Genomic DNA, 16,785 nt, shown 5'->3' with positions numbered 1-16,785 from the left:
CGACACAAGGCCGCTCCCATAGGTATTGCGCTGCAAGTGAAAACTGCGCAAAACCTGTAGGAGCGGCCTTGTGTCGCGAAAGGGCTGCGAAGCAGCCCCCTCGGTCTTTCAGCTAAGCCGAATTACTTCTGTTTCACACCTTCAACACTGATATCCAGGTCCAGGGTCTGCGAAGTAGCGCCCGGGCCTTTGATGCCGAAGTCGTTCAGGTTCAGGGTAGTGGTGGCGTTGAAGCCAGCGCGCTCGCCACCCCATGGGTCCTTGCCTTCACCGTTGAAGGTGGCCTTGAAGGTAACCGGCTTGGTCACACCATGCATGGTCAGGTCGCCAGTCACGTCAGCGGTCTTGTCGCCAGTCGGCTTGACGCTGGTGGAGACGAACTTGGCTTGCGGGTACTTCTTCACATCGAGGAAGTCGGCGCTGGCAATGTGCTTGTCACGCTCGGCGTGGTTCGACCACAGGCTGGCGGTTTTCAGGTCGACGCTGATCTTGCTGGCTTCAGGCTTGGCGCTGTCCCAGGTGAAGCTGCCGTCGAAGTCCTTGAAGGTACCGTGGATGAAGCTGTAGCCCAGGTGGCTGATCTTCCAGTCAACGAACGCGTGCTGGCCTTCCTTGTCGATCTTGTACTCGGCAGCCATGGCCTGGCCGGCAGAGAGCAGAGCGGTACCGAGCGCCAGAGCGGCAAAAGTCTTTTTCAACATCCTTACTTCCTTCCTATGCAATTGAGGTTGAGAGTCAAGCTTTGCGGCCCAGCATGCGGGTCAGGGTCGCGTCACGGTCGATGAAATGGTGCTTGAGCGCTGCCAAGGCATGCAGCACGGCAAAAATCACCAAGCCCCAGGCCAGCCAGAGATGAATCACGCCAGCCAGGTCTGCCTGGTCGGGCAGGTCGCTGACCAGTGCCGGCACTTCGAACAGGCCGAACACCGGAATGCCGACACCGTCGGCAGTGGAAATCAGGTAACCGGCGATCATTACCGCGAACAGCCCCAGATACAGGGCCAGGTGGCCCAGCTTGGCCGCCAGGCGGGTGAGTGCACCGTGGTTGGCCGGTGCCGGTGGTGGCGGGCTGATGAAGCGCCAGACCACCCGCAGCAGCATCACTGCCAACAGCACCAGGCCGATGCTCTTGTGCAGGTCCGGGCCGGCCTTGCGCCAAGGGCTGTAGTAGTCGAGACCGACCATCCACAGGCCCAGGCCGAACAGGCCGAACACTGCCAGAGCCACGCCCCAGTGCAGGACGATGCTGACCACGCCGTAGCGAGAAGGTGAATTGCGCAGTTGCATGTTGACGTGTTTCCCCGTGAAAGCTGTGCACAGACTAACGCGTAACGTATCGAATAAAAGCGGAAAAAATTGCTTTGGATTATCGAGAAATCCGATATTTATTCTGTAAGCTTCCCATTAAGGAAACATTAACGATAGACGGAGCGTTCGCGGTTGCCAGTGCCGGCCCTTTCGCGGGTCCGGCACAGGTATCAGAAACTGCGCCGACCCTGTGGGAGCGGGTTTACCCGCGAAAGGGCCGGCACTGCCAATAAATCAACCGGCCTTGGCTTGGGTATTGGCTACAGCTTTCTTGGCCGGTTCGGACTTGGCAGTCGCTTTCTTGGCCTCGGCAGGCTTGTGGGCCGGTTTGTGCGCCGGTGCATGCCTGGCAGGTGCAGCCTTGGTCGCAGCAGGCTTGGCCGCCGCTTCCTTGGCCACAGGCGCTGGCGTAACCGGGGCCGGCGCGGCTTGTGGCGCTGGCACAGGTGCCGGCACCACTTCCTCGGCCTTGGCAATCGGCTCGGCCTTCACGTCAGGCTTGTCCGCCCCGCCAAACAGGCGCTTGAAGAAGCCTGGTTTGTCCTGCTTGGCCTCATCGACCGCCTTCGGCTCAGCGTTGGCCGGGGCCTTGTCTGCCTTGTCGCGCTTGTCGGACGAGCCACCGAACAGGTTGGAGAAGAACCCGCCCTTGCTCTCCTTGGCCGCTACGGCGCCTGCCGCTGCCGCCGCCACCGGTGCCGCCTTGGCCGGGTCGAACGACTTGCCGGCCAGCAGGTCCTGCACCTGGCTGGCCGCGCGCTGGCCACTGCGCAGGGCGCCTTCCAGGGTACCTGGGTAGAGGGCGTCGGTATGCTCACCGGCAAAGGTGATGCGCTGCACCGGGCGCTCCCACAGGCGCCAGTACTTGCTGATCTGCCCCGGGCCATAGGCCAGGTAGGCGCCGCCGGTACCGGCGTCGGTGCTGTAGCGCTTGACCTCGTAGCCGGTAAACGAACCACGGGCCTGTGGGTAGAACGCATGCAGGCGGATCAGCACCTGGTCGACCATCTGCTTGTCGCCAAAGGCCTGCAGCAGACGGGCGTTGTCACCGGACAGGTTGATCACCACGTTGGCGCCACCCTTGAGCGCAGGCTCGATCCACAGCATGCCCAAACCAGCGTTACTGAAGATTTCGCCCGACATGCGCGCGCGGCTTTCCCACACCGGCTTCTTGAACTTGAGCATCAGCTGGTCGCGCCAGCCATAGTTGGTGCCCTTCAACGCCGCCAGGTGCTGGCTGTCCAGGCCCGGGGTCATCTGGATCTTGGCCAGGGCGCGCAGGGGCACGGCCATGACCAGGTAATCCGCCTGGTAACCGACGCTGCCGACCTTGACCGTGACACCGTCCTTGTCCTGGACGATGGAGGTCACCGGCGAACTGGTCTTGATGGTCTTCAGTTGCTTGACGAAGGCCTGGGCCAGCACCGGGCTGCCGCCGGGCAGGCGTGCGGCACGCAGGTCACGGTCGCTGACACCGCGATACACGCGGTTCTGCTGGGCGAAGTACAGCAGCGACAGGCGTGATGGCTCATCGTAGCGGGTACGGATCTGCTGGTTGACCAGCTGACGGGCAGTGGTCGGCAGTTGCAGCTTGTCCAGCCAGGTGGAGACGTTGATCTGGTCGAGGGCGAACAGCGTGCTGTTGGCCTGCGGGTTCAGCGGGTCGTCGATCGAACGGGCCAGGTCGTCGAGGGTTTTTTCGTAACGCTTGAGCGCCTCGGCGGTGGCTGGCTGCTTGGTGGCCAGGTCGGTGGCGCTGAAATACTCGCCGTCGATCAGGTAACCTGGGGTACGCACGAACTCCGGTGCCGGCAGTGTTTCAAGTTTGAAACGGTCGAGGTACTGGTTGAGCACCGGCTGCGCCTTGGCGTTGCCGATCCACTCGCTGGTGGCCAGGCCCGAGCGCCCGCCCATGCCCGGTTTGGCTTCCAGCAGCGTCACCTGCCAGCCTTTGTTCTGCAGCTCGTAGGCGGCCGTCAGGCCCGCCAGGCCGCCACCCACGACGATCGCCGAGGGCGTCTTGTCCTTTGCCAGCGCAGCGCCGCTGGACACACCAATCAATACCAACGCGCACAGGCGCACCCAAGCAGCAGCCATGTCGGCGAACTCCGAGTCAGGGGTTACAGAAACGGGGAGAGGCAGGAATGCCCCGGGAGAGATGCGTTAAGAATACGTCAGGTCCGCCGGCCCTGCCAGCGCAGTGACATCAAGTCCTTTTGGCAACTGACATTTTTGCCTGCGGCCCTGCCACACGGTGGCAAGCGAAGCTGGCAAGCCGATGAACAGCAGCGGTTGTCCTGCCCTGCGGCATTGCTTAGGCTTACGCGGTCGAACCAAGCCGCGAAGCCAGGAGAAGTGCCCATGGGCCTCAATGATCAGTGGATGCAACGCGACCTCAAGGTCCTGTGGCACCCCTGCACCCAGATGAAAGACCACGAGCAGCTGCCGCTGATCCCGATCAGGCGCGGCGAAGGCGTGTGGCTGGAAGACTTCGAAGGCAAGCGTTACCTGGATGCGGTGAGCAGCTGGTGGGTCAACGTGTTTGGCCACGCCAACCCGCGTATCAACCAGCGCATCAAGGACCAGGTCGACCAGCTGGAGCACGTTATCCTGGCCGGCTTCAGCCACCAGCCGGTGATCGAGCTGTCCGAACGCCTGGTGGCCATGACTCCGGCCGGCCTCGACCGGGTGTTCTATGCCGACAACGGTTCGTCCTGCATCGAAGTGGCGCTGAAGATGAGCTTCCACTACTGGCAGAACGTCGGCAAACCGGGCAAGAAGCGCTTCGTCACCCTGACCAACAGCTACCACGGCGAAACCATCGCCGCCATGTCGGTCGGCGATGTGCCGCTGTTCACCGAAACCTACAAGGCGCTGCTGCTCGACACCCTGAAGGTGCCCAGCCCCGACTGCTACCTGCGGCCCGAGGGCATGAGCTGGGAAGAGCACTCGCGCAACATGTTCCAGGCCATGGAGCAGACCCTGGCCGAGCACCACGCCTCGATCAGCGCGGTGATCGTCGAGCCGCTGATCCAGGGTGCCGGCGGCATGCGCATGTACCACCCGGTGTACCTCAAGCTGCTGCGCGAGGCCTGTGACCGCTACGACGTGCACCTGATCCACGACGAGATCGCCGTGGGCTTTGGCCGCACCGGCACGATGTTCGCCTGCGAACAGGCCGGCATCCGCCCGGACTTCCTGTGCCTGTCCAAGGCCCTGACCGGCGGCTATCTGCCGCTGGCCGCCTGCCTGACCACCGACAAGGTGTACCAGGCGTTCTACGACGACTACCCGACCCTGCGCGCGTTCCTCCACTCGCACAGCTACACCGGCAACCCGCTGGCCTGCGCCGCGGCGCTGGCGACCCTGGACATCTTCGAGCAAGACAACGTGATCGAGGCCAACAAGGCCCTGTCCACACGCATGGCCAGCGCCACCGCGCACCTGGCCGACCACGCGCATGTGGCCGAGATTCGCCAGACCGGCATGGCCCTGGCGATCGAGATGGTCCAGGACAAGGCCGGCAAGGTCGCCTACCCGTGGCAGGAACGGCGTGGCCTGAAGGTGTTCGAGCATGCCCTGACGCGTGGCGCCCTGCTGCGCCCGCTGGGCAGCGTGGTGTACTTCCTGCCGCCGTATGTGATTACGCCGGAGCAGATCGACTTCCTGGCAGAAGTGGCCAGCGAAGGCATCGACATTGCCACCCGCGATAGCGTCAGCGTGGCCGTACCGGCCAACTTCCACCCCGACTTCCGCGACCCGGGCTAGGTCCTACAGCCTGCCGCCTAACCCTGTGGGAGCGGGTTCACCCGCGAATGCGATAGTGGACTCACCGCCGCATTCGCGGGTAAACCCGCTCCCACAGGGTCACATGTTCCCTTTTCGTCCGAGCTGAACCATGAGACTGTCCCGCTTTTTCATCGACGCCCCCCTGAGCCTTGGCGAGCACGACCTGCCCGAAGCCCAGGCCCACTACATCGGTCGCGTGCTGCGCATGGCCCCCGGCGACGCCGTGCAGCTGTTCGACGGCAGCGGCCAGGAATACCGCGGCCAGTTGCTCGAAGTGGGCAAGAAAACCGTCCGCGTCAGCCTCGACCAGGCCCTGGCCGGCCAGGCCGATTCACCCCTGCACGTCCACCTCGGCCAAGGCCTGTCCCGTGGCGAGCGCATGGACTGGGCGATCCAGAAGGCCACCGAGCTGGGCGCGAACGAAATAACCCCGATCGTCAGTGAACGCTGCGAAGTGCGGCTGAAGGACGAACGCGCCGACAAGCGCCTGGCCCACTGGCGCCAGGTGGCGATCAGCGCCTGCGAACAATGCGGCCGCTCGACCTTGCCGGTCATCCACCCGCCAGTGACACTGGCCGAATGGCTCAATAGTGCCAAGGCCGACCTGAAACTGGTCCTGCACCCGGTGGCCGAACCGCTCACCAGCCACGCCAAGCCTGCCACCCTGGCCTTCCTGATCGGCCCCGAAGGCGGCCTGAGCGAAGCGGAGGTCGAGCAGGCCAAGGCTGCCGGTTTCCACGCCGCACGCCTTGGCCCGCGGGTACTGCGCACCGAAACCGCACCGGTGGTGGCACTGTCGGTGGCGCAGCAACTGTGGGGCGACTTTTAACTAACGCACGTAGAGCGACACCGCCACGAAGTGCATGAGGCTGCCGGCGATCACGAACAGGTGCCAGATGCCATGCCAGTGGCGGAAGCGGCTGTCGAAGGCGAAGAAGATGATGCCGACGGTGTAGAACACCCCGCCGGCGGCAAGCCAGGCAAAGCCGGCGCTGCCGAGCGAGTGCAGCAACGGCTTGACCGCCACCAGCACGATCCAGCCCATCACCGCATAGATGATGATCGACAGGATGCGCGCCTCGGAGCGCGGCTTGATCTCCTGCAGCATGCCGATCACCGCCAGCCCCCAGACCACCCCGAACAGGCTCCAGCCCCAGGGGCCGCGCAGGCTGACCAGGCAGAACGGCGTGTAGCTGCCGGCAATCAGCAGGTAGATCGACAGGTGATCGAGCTTGCGCATGATCACTTTCGCCCGCCCACGAGTGCTGTGGTACAGGGTGGAAATGCTGTACAGCAACAGCAAGGTGCCGCCGTAGATGGAGAAACTGACGATCTTCCACGGGTCGCCCTGCAGGCCCGCGACCACGATCAGCCAGATGGCACCGATACAGGCCAGGACGGCACCGACCAGGTGGGTCCAGGCGTTGAAGCGTTCACCGTGATACATGCAAACACAGACCTCCTGAGGTGGGCTGGGTTCCTGCGTCCTTCTGCTACGGCCTCTTCGCGGGTAAACCCGCTCCCACAGGTACGGCACCGCCCTCAGGCTTTTTGGGATCCCTGTGGGAGCGGGTTCACCCGCGAAGAGGCCCTGTGCCTTACATCCTAACCAAAGTCAGGTTGCAGTTCCGCGTCACGCACCAGCCGTTCCAGCCCGACCAGGTCCGGCACCCGCGCCACCTGTTCGCCCACCTGCACCGCCGCCAGCTCCAGGCGCCCCAGCGCCACGTCCACGTAATTAAGCTGGCTGTCGAGCTTGCACGAGCGCGGAATGTCCTGCAGCAACACTGCCAGGTAACGCAGCCCGGTATCACCCAAAGCATTGAGCACCACTACGCGCGCCCGCTCGCCGCAGGGTGTCTCGCCACCGCACGCGGCCTCGAAGCCGATCAGCGGCAGGCGCTGCTGGCGCCAGTCGATCCAGCCCAGGTGCCAGGCCGGCTCGCCGCGCTGGCACACCAGATTGCGCTGGCCACTCAGTTCGGCCACCGCCACGTTGGGCAACACCAGGGTACGGTCGCCCAATGGCAGCAAAAGCCCGGTCAGGCTGCTGCGCTGGCCGGCGATCAGTTCAAGCATGGGTCTGGCTCCAGTGGGCAATGCTCTGCAACAGGACCGACTCCTGGTACGGCTTGCCCAGGTATTCGTTGACGCCGATGGCCATGGCACGGTCGCGGTGCTTCTGCCCGGTGCGCGACGTGATCATGATGATCGGCAAGTCTTTCAGCCGCTCGTCACGGCGAATGCGTGTGGCCACCTCGAAGCCGTCCATGCGCGGCATCTCGATGTCCAGCAGCAATACATCAGGGCGGTGTTCTTCCAGCAGGGCCATGGCATCGACCCCGTCCTTGGCCGTCAGCACGCTCATGCCATGGCGCTCCAGCAGGCGGCTGGTGACCTTGCGCACGGTCACCGAGTCGTCCACCACCATGACCAGCAAGGCCCGCCGCGGCGCCGGGCCGAACACCTGGCGCTGGGCCCCGCCGCCGCCCGGCAGGCGCGCCAGGCGCCGCTGCTGGCCACGCAACTGGCCCAGCAGGTCGAGAATCAACACCACCCGGCCATCGCCCAGCAGCGTCGCCCCCGACAACCCGGCAACGGCAGCAAACTGCGGCCCCAGGCTCTTCACCACGATCTCGCGGCTGGGCGACAAGCTGTCGGCCTGGATGGCGAATGACTGCTCCTGGGAATGCACCAGCAGTACCGGTAGCGGCACGCTCTGTCCGAGCAATGCCGGGCGCGGCATGCCCTGCAGCAGTTCACCCAGGTAGCGCAGCTCGTATTCGTGGCCGGCGTACACATAACGCGGGGCGTCCAGCTGGTAGCACGCTGCCAGTTCAGCCGCCGGCACCCGGACGATGCCCTCGATGGTGTTCAGCGGAATGGCGTACTGCTCTTCGCCCAGGTGCACCATCAGCGCACGGTTGACCGACACGGTGAATGGCAGGCGGATCAGGAAGCGCGCGCCCTTGCCCTGGGCCGACTCGATACTCATCGAGCCGCCCAGCTGCTTGACCTCTTCGTGTACCACGTCCATGCCCAGACCACGCCCGGAAATCTGGGTGATTTTCTCGGCAGTGGAAAAGCCCGGGCGCAGGATGAACTGGAGGATCTCGTGATCGCTCAAATGCGCCTGTGGGTCCAGCAGGCCACGCTTGATGGCCTTGCGGCGCACCGCTTCCAGTGGCACGCCGGCACCGTCGTCGGTCATTTCGATAACGATGTCTGCGCCTTCGTGCAGTAAATTCAGGTGAATGGTGCCCTGCTCCGGCTTGCCGGCGGCCAGGCGCATTTCGCGGCTTTCCAGGCCATGGTCGACGGCGTTGCGCAGCATGTGCTCCAGCGGCGCCACCATGCGTTCGAGCACGCTGCGGTCCAGTTCGCCCTCGGCATTGCCGACCACCAGTTCCACCTGCTTGCCCAGCTCGCTGGCCACCTGCCGCACCACACGCTGCAAGCGTGGCACCAGGCGCTCGAAGGGCACCATCAGGGTGGCGGTCAGACCTTCCTGCAACTGGCTGTTCACTCGCGCCTGCTGCTGCAGCAGGCTGTAGGCTTCCTGGGCACGATGTGCCAGGGTTTCCTTGAGGTCGAGCAAGTCCGAGGCGGACTCGAACAGGGCCCGCGACAGCTGCTGCAGCTGCGAGTGGCGGTCCATTTCCAGCGGGTCGAAGTCATCATAGGCATCGCCTTCGAACTGCTGGCGGCTGGAGATCCGCCCTTGGGTTTCGATGTCCAGGCGCAGCAACTGGTCGCGCATGCGCTCGAGGGTGGTTTCCATCTCGTTGAGGGTGAACTGCGCATCGTTGACCTGCTGCTCGATGCGCCCACGGATGACCGAGTGCTCACCGGCCAGGTTGCCCAGGTCGTCGAGCAACTCGGCATCGACCTTGACCATGTCGCCCGGTACCCGCTCCGGTGCCACCGCCGGCGCCTCAATGGTCGCAGCCTCGATCGGCCCCTGGCCGGCGGCGCTGTCGGCAAGGGCCGAGAAGCTGAAGTTGCGAATGTAGTCGATCAGCGCCGTGGCGGCATGCAACGGCTGCCCCAGGCGCACGGCATCGAGCATGTGCGCCAGGCGGTCATGGCAGTTCTGCAGCAAGGCGAACAGGGGCGCGCTCGGCGGCATGCGGCCAGCGGCCAGCAGCTCGTAGAGGAACTCCAGCTCGTGGGCCAGGTCGCCGATCGGCGCAATTTCGACCATGCGCGCCACACCCTTGAGGGTGTGCAGGTCGCGCATCAGGTTGTCCACCTCGACGCTGCTGCGCGGGTCGGCCTGCCAGCGTGCCAGGGCTGCGGCGGCGCTCTCGACGATGTCCGAGCTTTCTTCGAGGAAAACTTCCAGCAGCTCTTCGCCAGGGCTTTCCGGCTCTTCGACCAGCGGCTCAGCCACTGCGGGCAGCGAAGGGTTGTGCGCCAGCCCCAGGCCAAGGGTATCTGCCAGGTCCATGTCCGGGTGCAGCGGCGTGACCGTGTCGATGCCCACCAGGCCGGTGGCCTCCGGTGCCAGGGCCTGGCCCAGCAGGTTGCGCAGGCTGTCGACCAGCTCCGGCCGTGGCGGGATATCCTGCCCGGCCGCCACTTCGTCGAGCATGTCCAGCAGGGCTTCATGGGCCCGCTGCGCCTGGGCGAAGAAGCGCGCATCGGCGGGCAGGCTGCCCTCCTCCACGGCACCGTACAGGTCGAGCAAGGCCTCGCACACGTCATCCATCTGCCACAGGTCGGCCAGGTGCGCGGCGTGCCCCAGGGTGGTCAGTTCGTCGAGCAGGGAATCCAACGCATCGCGCTGGCCGGGCTGTTCCTGCCAGCGCGACAGCAACGACTCGGCATCCAGCAGGATATCCATGGCCTGGGCCAGGAAACTGGCGATCAACTGCGGGTCACGCTTGTTGCGCCGCGCATGCTGCGGGTCGTCATGCAAGCTGGCCAGGCGCCCATCCACCGCCTGGCCGACCTGCTCGATCAGCTCCGCGGCGCCCGGGATGGCCGCCAGCGGCGTGCTGTCGAGTTGCGCCAGGCCTAGATGGAACAGCGAATGCGCCGCTTCCAGCCATTCGATCTCGGCCATTTGCAGGGGCAGTTGGTGGCCCTTGTATTCACGAGCCAGGCGATCGAAGGCGGTGGCCAGTTCAGCGACCGGCATCACTCCGGCCATGGCGGCACTGCCCTTGAGCGTGTGCAGGGCGCGCTGCAGGCTATCGCTGACCGACGTGTCGTGGCCGCCGGCACCCTGCAGGAAAGCCTCCAGGCTGGCCAGGTGACCCTGCGCCTCGCTGCGGAAAATGTCGAGCAGCTGCGGGTCGAGGCCATCGATATCGGCCACTACGGGGGTATCGTTTTCGGCCAGGGCATGCAGGTGCCCGGCCAGTCGCTCGATTGCCGTCAGTTGCGGCAACTGGCCGGCGGCAAAGTCGGCCAGCAGGTCGGGCAGGTGGACGAACACCTGCTGCAGGGCCACTACGCCTTCCGGGCTGAGCACGCTGCGGCCCTCGAGTACCCGGTTCAACAGGTGCTCGGCGCCCCAGGCCAGCTCGGCCACCGCCTCGGCATGTACCATGCGGCCACTGCCCTTGAGCGTATGCAAGGCGCGGCGCACTTCTCCCAGTGCCTCGCGCTGCTGGTTGTCGGCACGCCAGCGCAGCCAGTGGCGCTCGATTTCCGGCAGCAGTTCACCGGCCTCGTCGAGAAACACTTCGCGCAACTCGTCATCGATGCCATCAGCGCTGCCATCGTGGCCTGCAGTGGCCTCGACCAGCGCGCAGTGCACGCCCAGCGTCGCCAGGCTGGCGCGCGCCATGTCGATGAACGGCTGGCCATCCGCCAATGGGTCCGCCACCCGCCATTGCAAGTAGCATTCGGCGGCGCTCAGGGCCTCGGCCAGGTGCCTCAGCTCGTCGGCCGGCGGCTCTACCTCCAGGTGCTGCAGCCAGCGCTGCACATAGCTGGCGCAACCGGCAAACAGCTCGGCCACGGCCGGTAGCATCAACATCGCCAGCGCCCCGCGAATCTGCTGCAACAACCCTGGCAAGGGTTGCAGGCGTTGCCGCGGCCAGTCGGACTCCAGGCAATCGCCGATCAGGTCCTTGGCCTGCTGCAGCACGTTCAGCGACTCGTTCAACACCAGTTGGCGGATCTCGGCCAGGTCCGAGCCCGGCAGGCCACCCTGGCCGTTTTCCTCCAGCGGGCCGACCATGCCATTGAGCGTGGCCTCCACATACAGCAGGGCCCCCGCTACATCCATCAACACCGCGTCATCCACCACCCGCTCGCCCTGGGCCAGGGCCTGCAGCGCCAGCACCTGGTCGATGATCACCCGGCGTGGCTGCTGGAAGCCCAGCACCGCCAGGGTGTCGGCCACGTGGCGCAGCGGTGCCAGCAGGGCATCGAGCTGCTCGCTGTGCTGGCGATCGCTGCGCACGAACTGGTCCAGGCGCTCCTTGATGCGCATCAGGTCATCGCACAGCGCGGTCACCACCGAGCGCAGGGCATCGCGGCCCGGCCCGGCCTGCAACTGCTCGCGCCAGTTGCCCAGCGACAGGTCGAGGTTGGCCAGGTCGTCGGCACCGGCAAAGCGTTGGGTGGCACCGCTGATCAGGCTGGCCTGGGCCAATGGCTCCTCGCCACGGCAGGCACGCAGCTGGTTGAGCAGCGGCAGCATCACCAGTGGCAGGTCGTGGCGGGCGCCGCGCAAGCGCTCCAGGTACGAGGGCAATTGCTCCAGGCCGCGGAACAACGCCCCCAGGCAATCACCGCGGGGGCTGACCTGGCCATCGGCCAGGGCCTTGGCGAACAGCTCCAGTTCTTCGGCCAGGCGCGTGGCGCCGCGCAGTTCGAGCATGCGCAGGCAGCCGTGCACCTGGTGCAGGTTATCGACCACGAACGCCAGCATCGACAGGTCGCCCGGCTCGCCGGCAAAGCGCTCCAGCGCCTGGCGCGCCTGGCCCAGGCAGTCGAGGATGGCAGCCCTGGTCCAGGCCAGCGCCACCGTGTCGTGGCGCTCGGGGCTTACAGCAACTACAGCCATGGGCACTCCTCGGCGCTGCTCTTCAGTTGGGCTCTTTGGGTGGCGGCAGGGTAAACCCGGACACCGAACGGCGCATCTCGCTGGCCATGCGCGCCAGGTGGCGGATGCTGTCGGCGGTGGCGCCGGAGCCGGCGGAGGTCTGCGCGGTAATCTGCTGGATGACCGCCATGGTGTGGGAGATCTGCCCGGCCGACGAAGTCTGCAACTGGGCGGCATCGGAGATGCTGTGGATAAGGTCGGCGAGGTTCTGCGAAACACCCTCGATCTCGGCCAGCGCCACCCCGGCATCCTGGGCCAGGCGGGCACCGCGCACCACTTCGGCGGTGGTCTGCTCCATGGAGATCACCGCCTCGTTGGTGTCGGCCTGGATGGTGCGCACCAGCGCCTCGATCTGCCGGGTGGCCGACGACGAGCGTTCGGCCAGGCGCTGTACCTCGTCGGCGACCACGGCAAAACCACGGCCGGCCTCGCCGGCCAGCGAGGCCTGGATCGCCGCATTGAGGGCGAGGATGTTGGTCTGGTCGGCAATGTCGTCGATCAGGCTGACGATGTCGCCGATTTCCTGGGAGGACTCACCGAGGCGCTTGATCCGTTTGGCGGTGTCCTGGATCTGCTCGCGAATGTTGTCCATGCCGTTGATGGTGTTGTGCACCACCTCGTTGCCCTTGTTGGCGATCGCCACCGAGCGCTCGGCCACCTTGGCCGACTCGTAGGCGTGCGCCGAAACCCGGTCGATCGACTCGACCATGTCGCCGACCGCCTCGGACGCCTCGCTGATCTGCTCGGCCTGGTGCTCGGAGGCCTTGGCCAGCTGGCGTGCGGTGTTCTGCGTGTCCTGCACGGCGGCAGCGACCTGCATGGCGCTGTGGTTGATGGTGGCGACCAGGTCGCGCAATTGGTCCACGGAATAGTTGATCGAGTCGGCAATGGCGCCGGTAAAGTCTTCGGTCACCGATACGGTCACGGTCAGGTCGCCGTCAGCCAGCTCTTCGATTTCGTCGAGCAGGCGCATGATCGCCTGCTGGTTGCGTTCGTTCTTTTCCGCTGTCTCGCGCAGTTGACGGTTGGTGGTGCGCACCATGACCAGGCCGATGAGGATGATCGAAGCCAGCGCCAGCAGCCCCAGGGCATAGCCGCCGACGGTGTCGAGGGTGCGCCCGCCAGCCAGGTTCTCGAAGCCGTTGGCCAGGTACGAGGCCTCGTCGAGCAGGGTTTGCGACAGGCTGAAGATATTGCCCGCGGCCTCGCGCACGCGGAACAGTTCCGGCGAGGTTTCGAGGATTTCATCCACCGAGCCGGCAACGAACTGGAACAGCTCGGCAATTTCGGCCAGGCGCGCGCGGGCGTCGGCATCCTCGACACGGGTCACCTGGATCGCCCCGTTGCCACTGAGCATGCCCTCAAGCACCTGGCCGAAGCGCCCGGCATCGCGGCCAAAGGCGTCGGCCGCCTGGGCCGCGGTGTCGTCACCGGCCAGCACGGTGTTGACCGAGCCGAGGATGCGTTCGGCCAACAGCAGTTGGCGCTGGGCCACTGCCACCTGGTTGGCCGGGGCGCCGCTCTGCAGCAGGATCTCGACCACTTTCTCGTATTCCACCTGCAACTGCGGCACGGTCTCGGCCAGGGTTGCCGCCACCTGGTGCAGTGACAGCACGGTCTGCTCGCTGGCGAGGATGGTGTCGGTGTTCTTGCGCAGGCTTTCCCAGTCGCGGCGTACCGCTTCCATCTCGTCACGCACCGTGGGCGGCGCAGGCGGCAGGCCGGTGGACTTGTCACCCTCGCGCAGGTAGCCCCAGCGCCGTTCGAAATCGTTGCGCGCGTCCGACAGCAGCTTGAAGGCCAGGGCCTTGCCGGTGGCGGCTTCGGTGGCATTCTTGGCGATGCGCTGCGACAGCACCCGCAGTTCGCCGGCGTGGCCGATGTACTGCTTGTCGTAGTTGGACTGGGTGTTCAGGTAGGCGAAGTTGGCGAACAGCAGGATGATCGACAGGATCAGGATCAGGAACAGCACGGTGATCTGCGCGATGCTGCGGGTACGTGGGGTCACGGTAGTGACGGGGGTGGCAGGCTTGTTCACGTTCGCAGGTCCTATAACGCCACATCGAGAAAGCCCGGCGCCTGGGCCAGGGCGAAGGGGCTGAAGATCGCCCAGTTGCGTTCACGCGGGAAGTGCCCCTGCACGAAAGGTGCAGCGGCACGGATCAGGGGCTGTGGTGGCGACAGCTGCAGGCTGTCCAGGGCAAAGTGCTGCAGGCCCAGCACCTCGTCCACCAGCAAGCCGACGAACAGGTCCTCGTGGTCCAGCACCAGCACCCGCCGCTGCTTGCCCGGGGCGGCGTGGCCCAGGCCGAAGAAACTGCTCAGGTCCATCACCGGCAGCAGCCGGCCACGCAGGTTGGCCACCCCGCACACCCACGGCTGCACGCCAGGGACGCGGCTGCTGCGCGGTTCGCGCAGCACCTCGGCCACCTCGCCCATGGGCGCGACGAACCATTGCCCGGCAATGCGAAAACCGATGCCGCTCCACTGTTGCAGGCGGTTGTCTTGCGGCGGCTGGTCGGCGACCAGCAGGCGGCAGCGCCGGTCGATGTCCAGCAACAACTCGAAGGCGGTCAGCGACGCGCCCTGCGGGCGGGTGGTCAAGCCCCCAGCACTTCTTTGAGCTTGGCGATCAGCGCGTCCTCTTCCACCGGCTTGGTCAGGAAGTCACGGGCGCCCTGGCGCGTGGCCCAGATGCGGTCGGTTTCCTGGTCCTTGGTGGTGACCACGATCACCGGGATGGCGCTGGTTTCCGGGTCCTTGCTGAGCTGGCGAGTGGCCTGGAAGCCGTTCATGCCAGGCATGACGATGTCCATCAGCACCGCATCGGGCTTGTCCTGCCGGGCCAGGGCCACGCCATCGGCACCATTGTTGGCCTTGAGCACCTGGTAGCCGTGCTTTTCCAGCCACTCGGTCAATCGGTACATCTCTGTCGGCGAGTCGTCGACAATCAGAACTCGGGCCATGCTGGTTCCCCATCAGGAAAGAAAGACCGTGCCATGGCGGGGCGCGGTCAGGGTGCGTGTTGTTGGGCTACGGCAAAACCGGGCACATGGGCGCGGATCGCATCGAGCAGCTCTTCCTTGCTGAACGGTTTGGTCAGGAACTGGTCGGAGCCGACCACCCGGCCACGGGCCTTGTCGAACAGGCCGTCGCGTGACGACAGCAGAATGACCGGGGTGTCCTTGAAGGCACTGTTGTGCTTGATCACCGCGCAGGTCTGGTAACCGTCCAGGCGCGGCATCAGCACATCGACGAAAATGATGCTGGGCTGGTGGTCGACGATCTTGGCCAGGGCATCGAAGCCATCGCTGGCGGTGATCACCTCGCAGCCCGCTTCACCGAGCAACATCTGCGCGGTGCGGCGGATCGTGCGCGAATCGTCGATCACCATCACCTTCAGGGGTTGTTCCATCTGTTGGGCTACCGTTTGCCGAAATTCCGGGGCCGTTGCGGGAGCGGCCTTGCGTCGCGAAAGGGCTGCGCAGCAGCCCCATGGGCCTGTCATTCAGCACTATGACTGGCATTTTTAGCACACTCCGGGTGGCCATTCCATCTGCCGCGCCCCTTGACCGGCAGCGTTCACAGCGCCACCCTGAGCCACTTTTCTTTCGATCCATCGCGGCCACGCGCCGCCAAGAGGAACCACCCCATGAGCGTTCGCCTCGGCATTGTCATGGACCCCATCGCGTCCATCTCCTACAAGAAGGACAGCTCGCTGGCCATGCTGCTGGCCGCCCAGGCTCGCGGCTGGAGCCTGTTCTACATGGAGCAGCGTGACCTGTACCTGGGCGCCGGCCAGGCCCGTGCGCAGATGCGCCCGCTGAAAGTGTTTGCCGACCCGGCCCGCTGGTTCGAGCTGGGCGACGAGCAGGACAGTGCGCTGGCCGACCTGGACGTGGTCCTGATGCGCAAGGACCCGCCCTTCGACATGGAGTTCGTCTACAGCACCTACCTGCTGGAGCAGGCCGAGCGCGAAGGCGTGCTGGTGGTCAACCGCCCGCAGAGCCTGCGCGATTGCAACGAAAAACTGTTTGCCACCCAGTTCCCGCAGTGCATGGCGCCGACCCTGGTCAGCCGCCGTGCCGATATCCTGCGAGAGTTCGCCACCACCCACGGCGACGTGATCCTCAAGCCGCTGGACGGCATGGGCGGTACCTCGGTGTTCCGCCACCGCCCGGGTGACCCCAACCTGTCGGTGATCCTCGAAACCCTGACCCAGCACGGCGGCCAGCAGATCATGGCACAGGCCTACCTGCCCGAGATCAAGGACGGCGACAAGCGCATCCTGATGATCGACGGCGAGCCGGTGGACTACTGCCTGGCGCGCATCCCGGCCAGCGGCGAGACCCGTGGCAACCTGGCCGCCGGCGGCCGTGGCGAAGCACGCCCGCTGACCGACCGCGACCGCTGGATCGCCGCCCAGGTCGGCCCGACCCTGCGCGAGAAGGGGCTGCTGTTCGTGGGCCTGGACGTGATCGGCGACTACCTCACCGAAATCAACGTCACCAGCCCCACCTGCATCCGCGAGATCGATGCCGCCTACAACACCGATATCGGCGGCAAGCTGATGGATGCCATTGATCGCCAGCTGAAGGCGCGCTGACCGCCGACGCACGGCAACA

General features: G+C 65.6%; 13 protein-coding genes. 3 read left to right on the top strand and 10 right to left on the bottom strand.

Translation table 11 applies throughout. From position 1 onward, the window contains the following. Positions 1 to 122: 122 nt before the first annotated feature. The 3 genes from J5M71_RS00650 to J5M71_RS00640 all read right to left on the bottom strand — a co-directional run bounded on the left by J5M71_RS00650 (position 123) and on the right by J5M71_RS00640 (position 3,405). Positions 123 to 701: a YceI family protein gene (locus J5M71_RS00650; RefSeq protein WP_207828535.1), complete on the bottom strand. Its 579-nt coding sequence runs from the start codon at positions 699 to 701 to the stop codon at positions 123 to 125. Positions 702 to 735: 34 nt separating this feature from the next. Further along, positions 736 to 1,287 (bottom strand): cytochrome b, encoded by a 552-nt coding sequence (locus J5M71_RS00645; protein ID WP_207828532.1) that lies wholly within the window; start codon positions 1,285 to 1,287, stop codon positions 736 to 738. Between the two features lie 255 nt (positions 1,288 to 1,542). Next, complete coding sequence (locus tag J5M71_RS00640) at positions 1,543 to 3,405, bottom strand: flavin monoamine oxidase family protein (protein ID WP_207828530.1); 1,863 nt, start codon at positions 3,403 to 3,405, stop codon at positions 1,543 to 1,545. Positions 3,406 to 3,669: 264 nt separating this feature from the next. Here J5M71_RS00640 and J5M71_RS00635 point away from each other — a divergent pair, with 264 nt between their 5' ends. Together J5M71_RS00635 and J5M71_RS00630 are read left to right on the top strand one after the other, a co-directional pair. After that, a complete protein-coding gene (locus J5M71_RS00635; protein ID WP_207828528.1) occupies positions 3,670 to 5,076 on the top strand; it encodes an adenosylmethionine--8-amino-7-oxononanoate transaminase in 1,407 nt (468 codons plus the stop codon). A 130-nt stretch (positions 5,077 to 5,206) separates the two neighbouring features. Continuing rightward, entirely contained in the window at positions 5,207 to 5,926 is a 720-nt protein-coding gene (locus tag J5M71_RS00630) for a 16S rRNA (uracil(1498)-N(3))-methyltransferase (protein ID WP_207828526.1), read from the top strand. Here the strand turns inward: J5M71_RS00630 and J5M71_RS00625 are convergent, their stop codons facing one another. From J5M71_RS00625 to J5M71_RS00595, 7 genes are all read right to left on the bottom strand, one after another. After that, positions 5,927 to 6,544 carry a hemolysin III family protein gene (locus J5M71_RS00625; RefSeq protein WP_063911994.1) on the bottom strand — a complete coding sequence of 206 codons (618 nt, stop codon included), beginning with the start codon at positions 6,542 to 6,544 and terminating at the stop codon, positions 5,927 to 5,929. A gap of 158 nt (positions 6,545 to 6,702) precedes the next feature. Beyond that, entirely contained in the window at positions 6,703 to 7,176 is a 474-nt protein-coding gene (locus J5M71_RS00620) for a chemotaxis protein CheW (protein ID WP_207828523.1), read from the bottom strand. After that, positions 7,169 to 12,121 (bottom strand): Hpt domain-containing protein, encoded by a 4,953-nt coding sequence (locus J5M71_RS00615; protein WP_207828520.1) that lies wholly within the window; start codon positions 12,119 to 12,121, stop codon positions 7,169 to 7,171. The genes J5M71_RS00620 and J5M71_RS00615 overlap by 8 nt, the downstream gene beginning before the upstream one ends. A gap of 22 nt (positions 12,122 to 12,143) precedes the next feature. Further along, positions 12,144 to 14,168, bottom strand: coding sequence for a methyl-accepting chemotaxis protein (locus tag J5M71_RS00610; RefSeq protein WP_233694673.1), 2,025 nt, complete (start codon positions 14,166 to 14,168; stop codon positions 12,144 to 12,146). 41 nt (positions 14,169 to 14,209) lie between these two features. After that, entirely contained in the window at positions 14,210 to 14,764 is a 555-nt protein-coding gene (locus J5M71_RS00605) for a chemotaxis protein CheW (protein WP_003257767.1), read from the bottom strand. Then, positions 14,761 to 15,126 carry a twitching motility response regulator PilH gene (gene pilH, locus J5M71_RS00600; protein ID WP_025340906.1) on the bottom strand — a complete coding sequence of 122 codons (366 nt, stop codon included), beginning with the start codon at positions 15,124 to 15,126 and terminating at the stop codon, positions 14,761 to 14,763. Before pilH ends, J5M71_RS00605 begins: the two co-directional genes overlap by 4 nt. A gap of 47 nt (positions 15,127 to 15,173) precedes the next feature. Further along, positions 15,174 to 15,575, bottom strand: coding sequence for a response regulator (locus tag J5M71_RS00595; RefSeq protein WP_207828507.1), 402 nt, complete (start codon positions 15,573 to 15,575; stop codon positions 15,174 to 15,176). Between the two features lie 237 nt (positions 15,576 to 15,812). Here J5M71_RS00595 and gshB point away from each other — a divergent pair, with 237 nt between their 5' ends. Then, positions 15,813 to 16,766 carry a glutathione synthase gene (gene gshB, locus J5M71_RS00590; RefSeq protein ID WP_207828505.1) on the top strand — a complete coding sequence of 318 codons (954 nt, stop codon included), beginning with the start codon at positions 15,813 to 15,815 and terminating at the stop codon, positions 16,764 to 16,766. The last annotated feature ends 19 nt before the right edge of the window (positions 16,767 to 16,785 follow it).

It is taken from the genome of Pseudomonas sp. 43(2021), from assembly GCF_017490805.1.
Lineage (GTDB): Bacteria > Pseudomonadota > Gammaproteobacteria > Pseudomonadales > Pseudomonadaceae > Aquipseudomonas.
Note: the sequence above shows the minus strand (reverse complement) of the source record. Positions and strands in the feature narration are given on the sequence as shown.

Excerpts from the sequence above, each read along its gene's own strand:
- J5M71_RS00650 (WP_207828535.1), bottom strand. The coding sequence starts at position 701 with ATGTTGAAAAAGACTTTTGCCGCTCTGGCGCTCGGTACCGCTCTGCTC.
- J5M71_RS00645 (WP_207828532.1), bottom strand. The coding sequence starts at position 1,287 with ATGCAACTGCGCAATTCACCTTCTCGCTACGGCGTGGTCAGCATCGTC.
- J5M71_RS00640 (WP_207828530.1), bottom strand. The coding sequence starts at position 3,405 with ATGGCTGCTGCTTGGGTGCGCCTGTGCGCGTTGGTATTGATTGGTGTG.
- J5M71_RS00635 (WP_207828528.1), top strand. The coding sequence starts at position 3,670 with ATGGGCCTCAATGATCAGTGGATGCAACGCGACCTCAAGGTCCTGTGG.
- J5M71_RS00630 (WP_207828526.1), top strand. The coding sequence starts at position 5,207 with ATGAGACTGTCCCGCTTTTTCATCGACGCCCCCCTGAGCCTTGGCGAG.
- J5M71_RS00625 (WP_063911994.1), bottom strand. The coding sequence starts at position 6,544 with ATGTATCACGGTGAACGCTTCAACGCCTGGACCCACCTGGTCGGTGCC.
- J5M71_RS00620 (WP_207828523.1), bottom strand. The coding sequence starts at position 7,176 with ATGCTTGAACTGATCGCCGGCCAGCGCAGCAGCCTGACCGGGCTTTTG.
- J5M71_RS00615 (WP_207828520.1), bottom strand. The coding sequence starts at position 12,121 with ATGGCTGTAGTTGCTGTAAGCCCCGAGCGCCACGACACGGTGGCGCTG.
- pilH (WP_025340906.1), bottom strand. The coding sequence starts at position 15,126 with ATGGCCCGAGTTCTGATTGTCGACGACTCGCCGACAGAGATGTACCGA.
- J5M71_RS00595 (WP_207828507.1), bottom strand. The coding sequence starts at position 15,575 with ATGGAACAACCCCTGAAGGTGATGGTGATCGACGATTCGCGCACGATC.
- gshB (WP_207828505.1), top strand. The coding sequence starts at position 15,813 with ATGAGCGTTCGCCTCGGCATTGTCATGGACCCCATCGCGTCCATCTCC.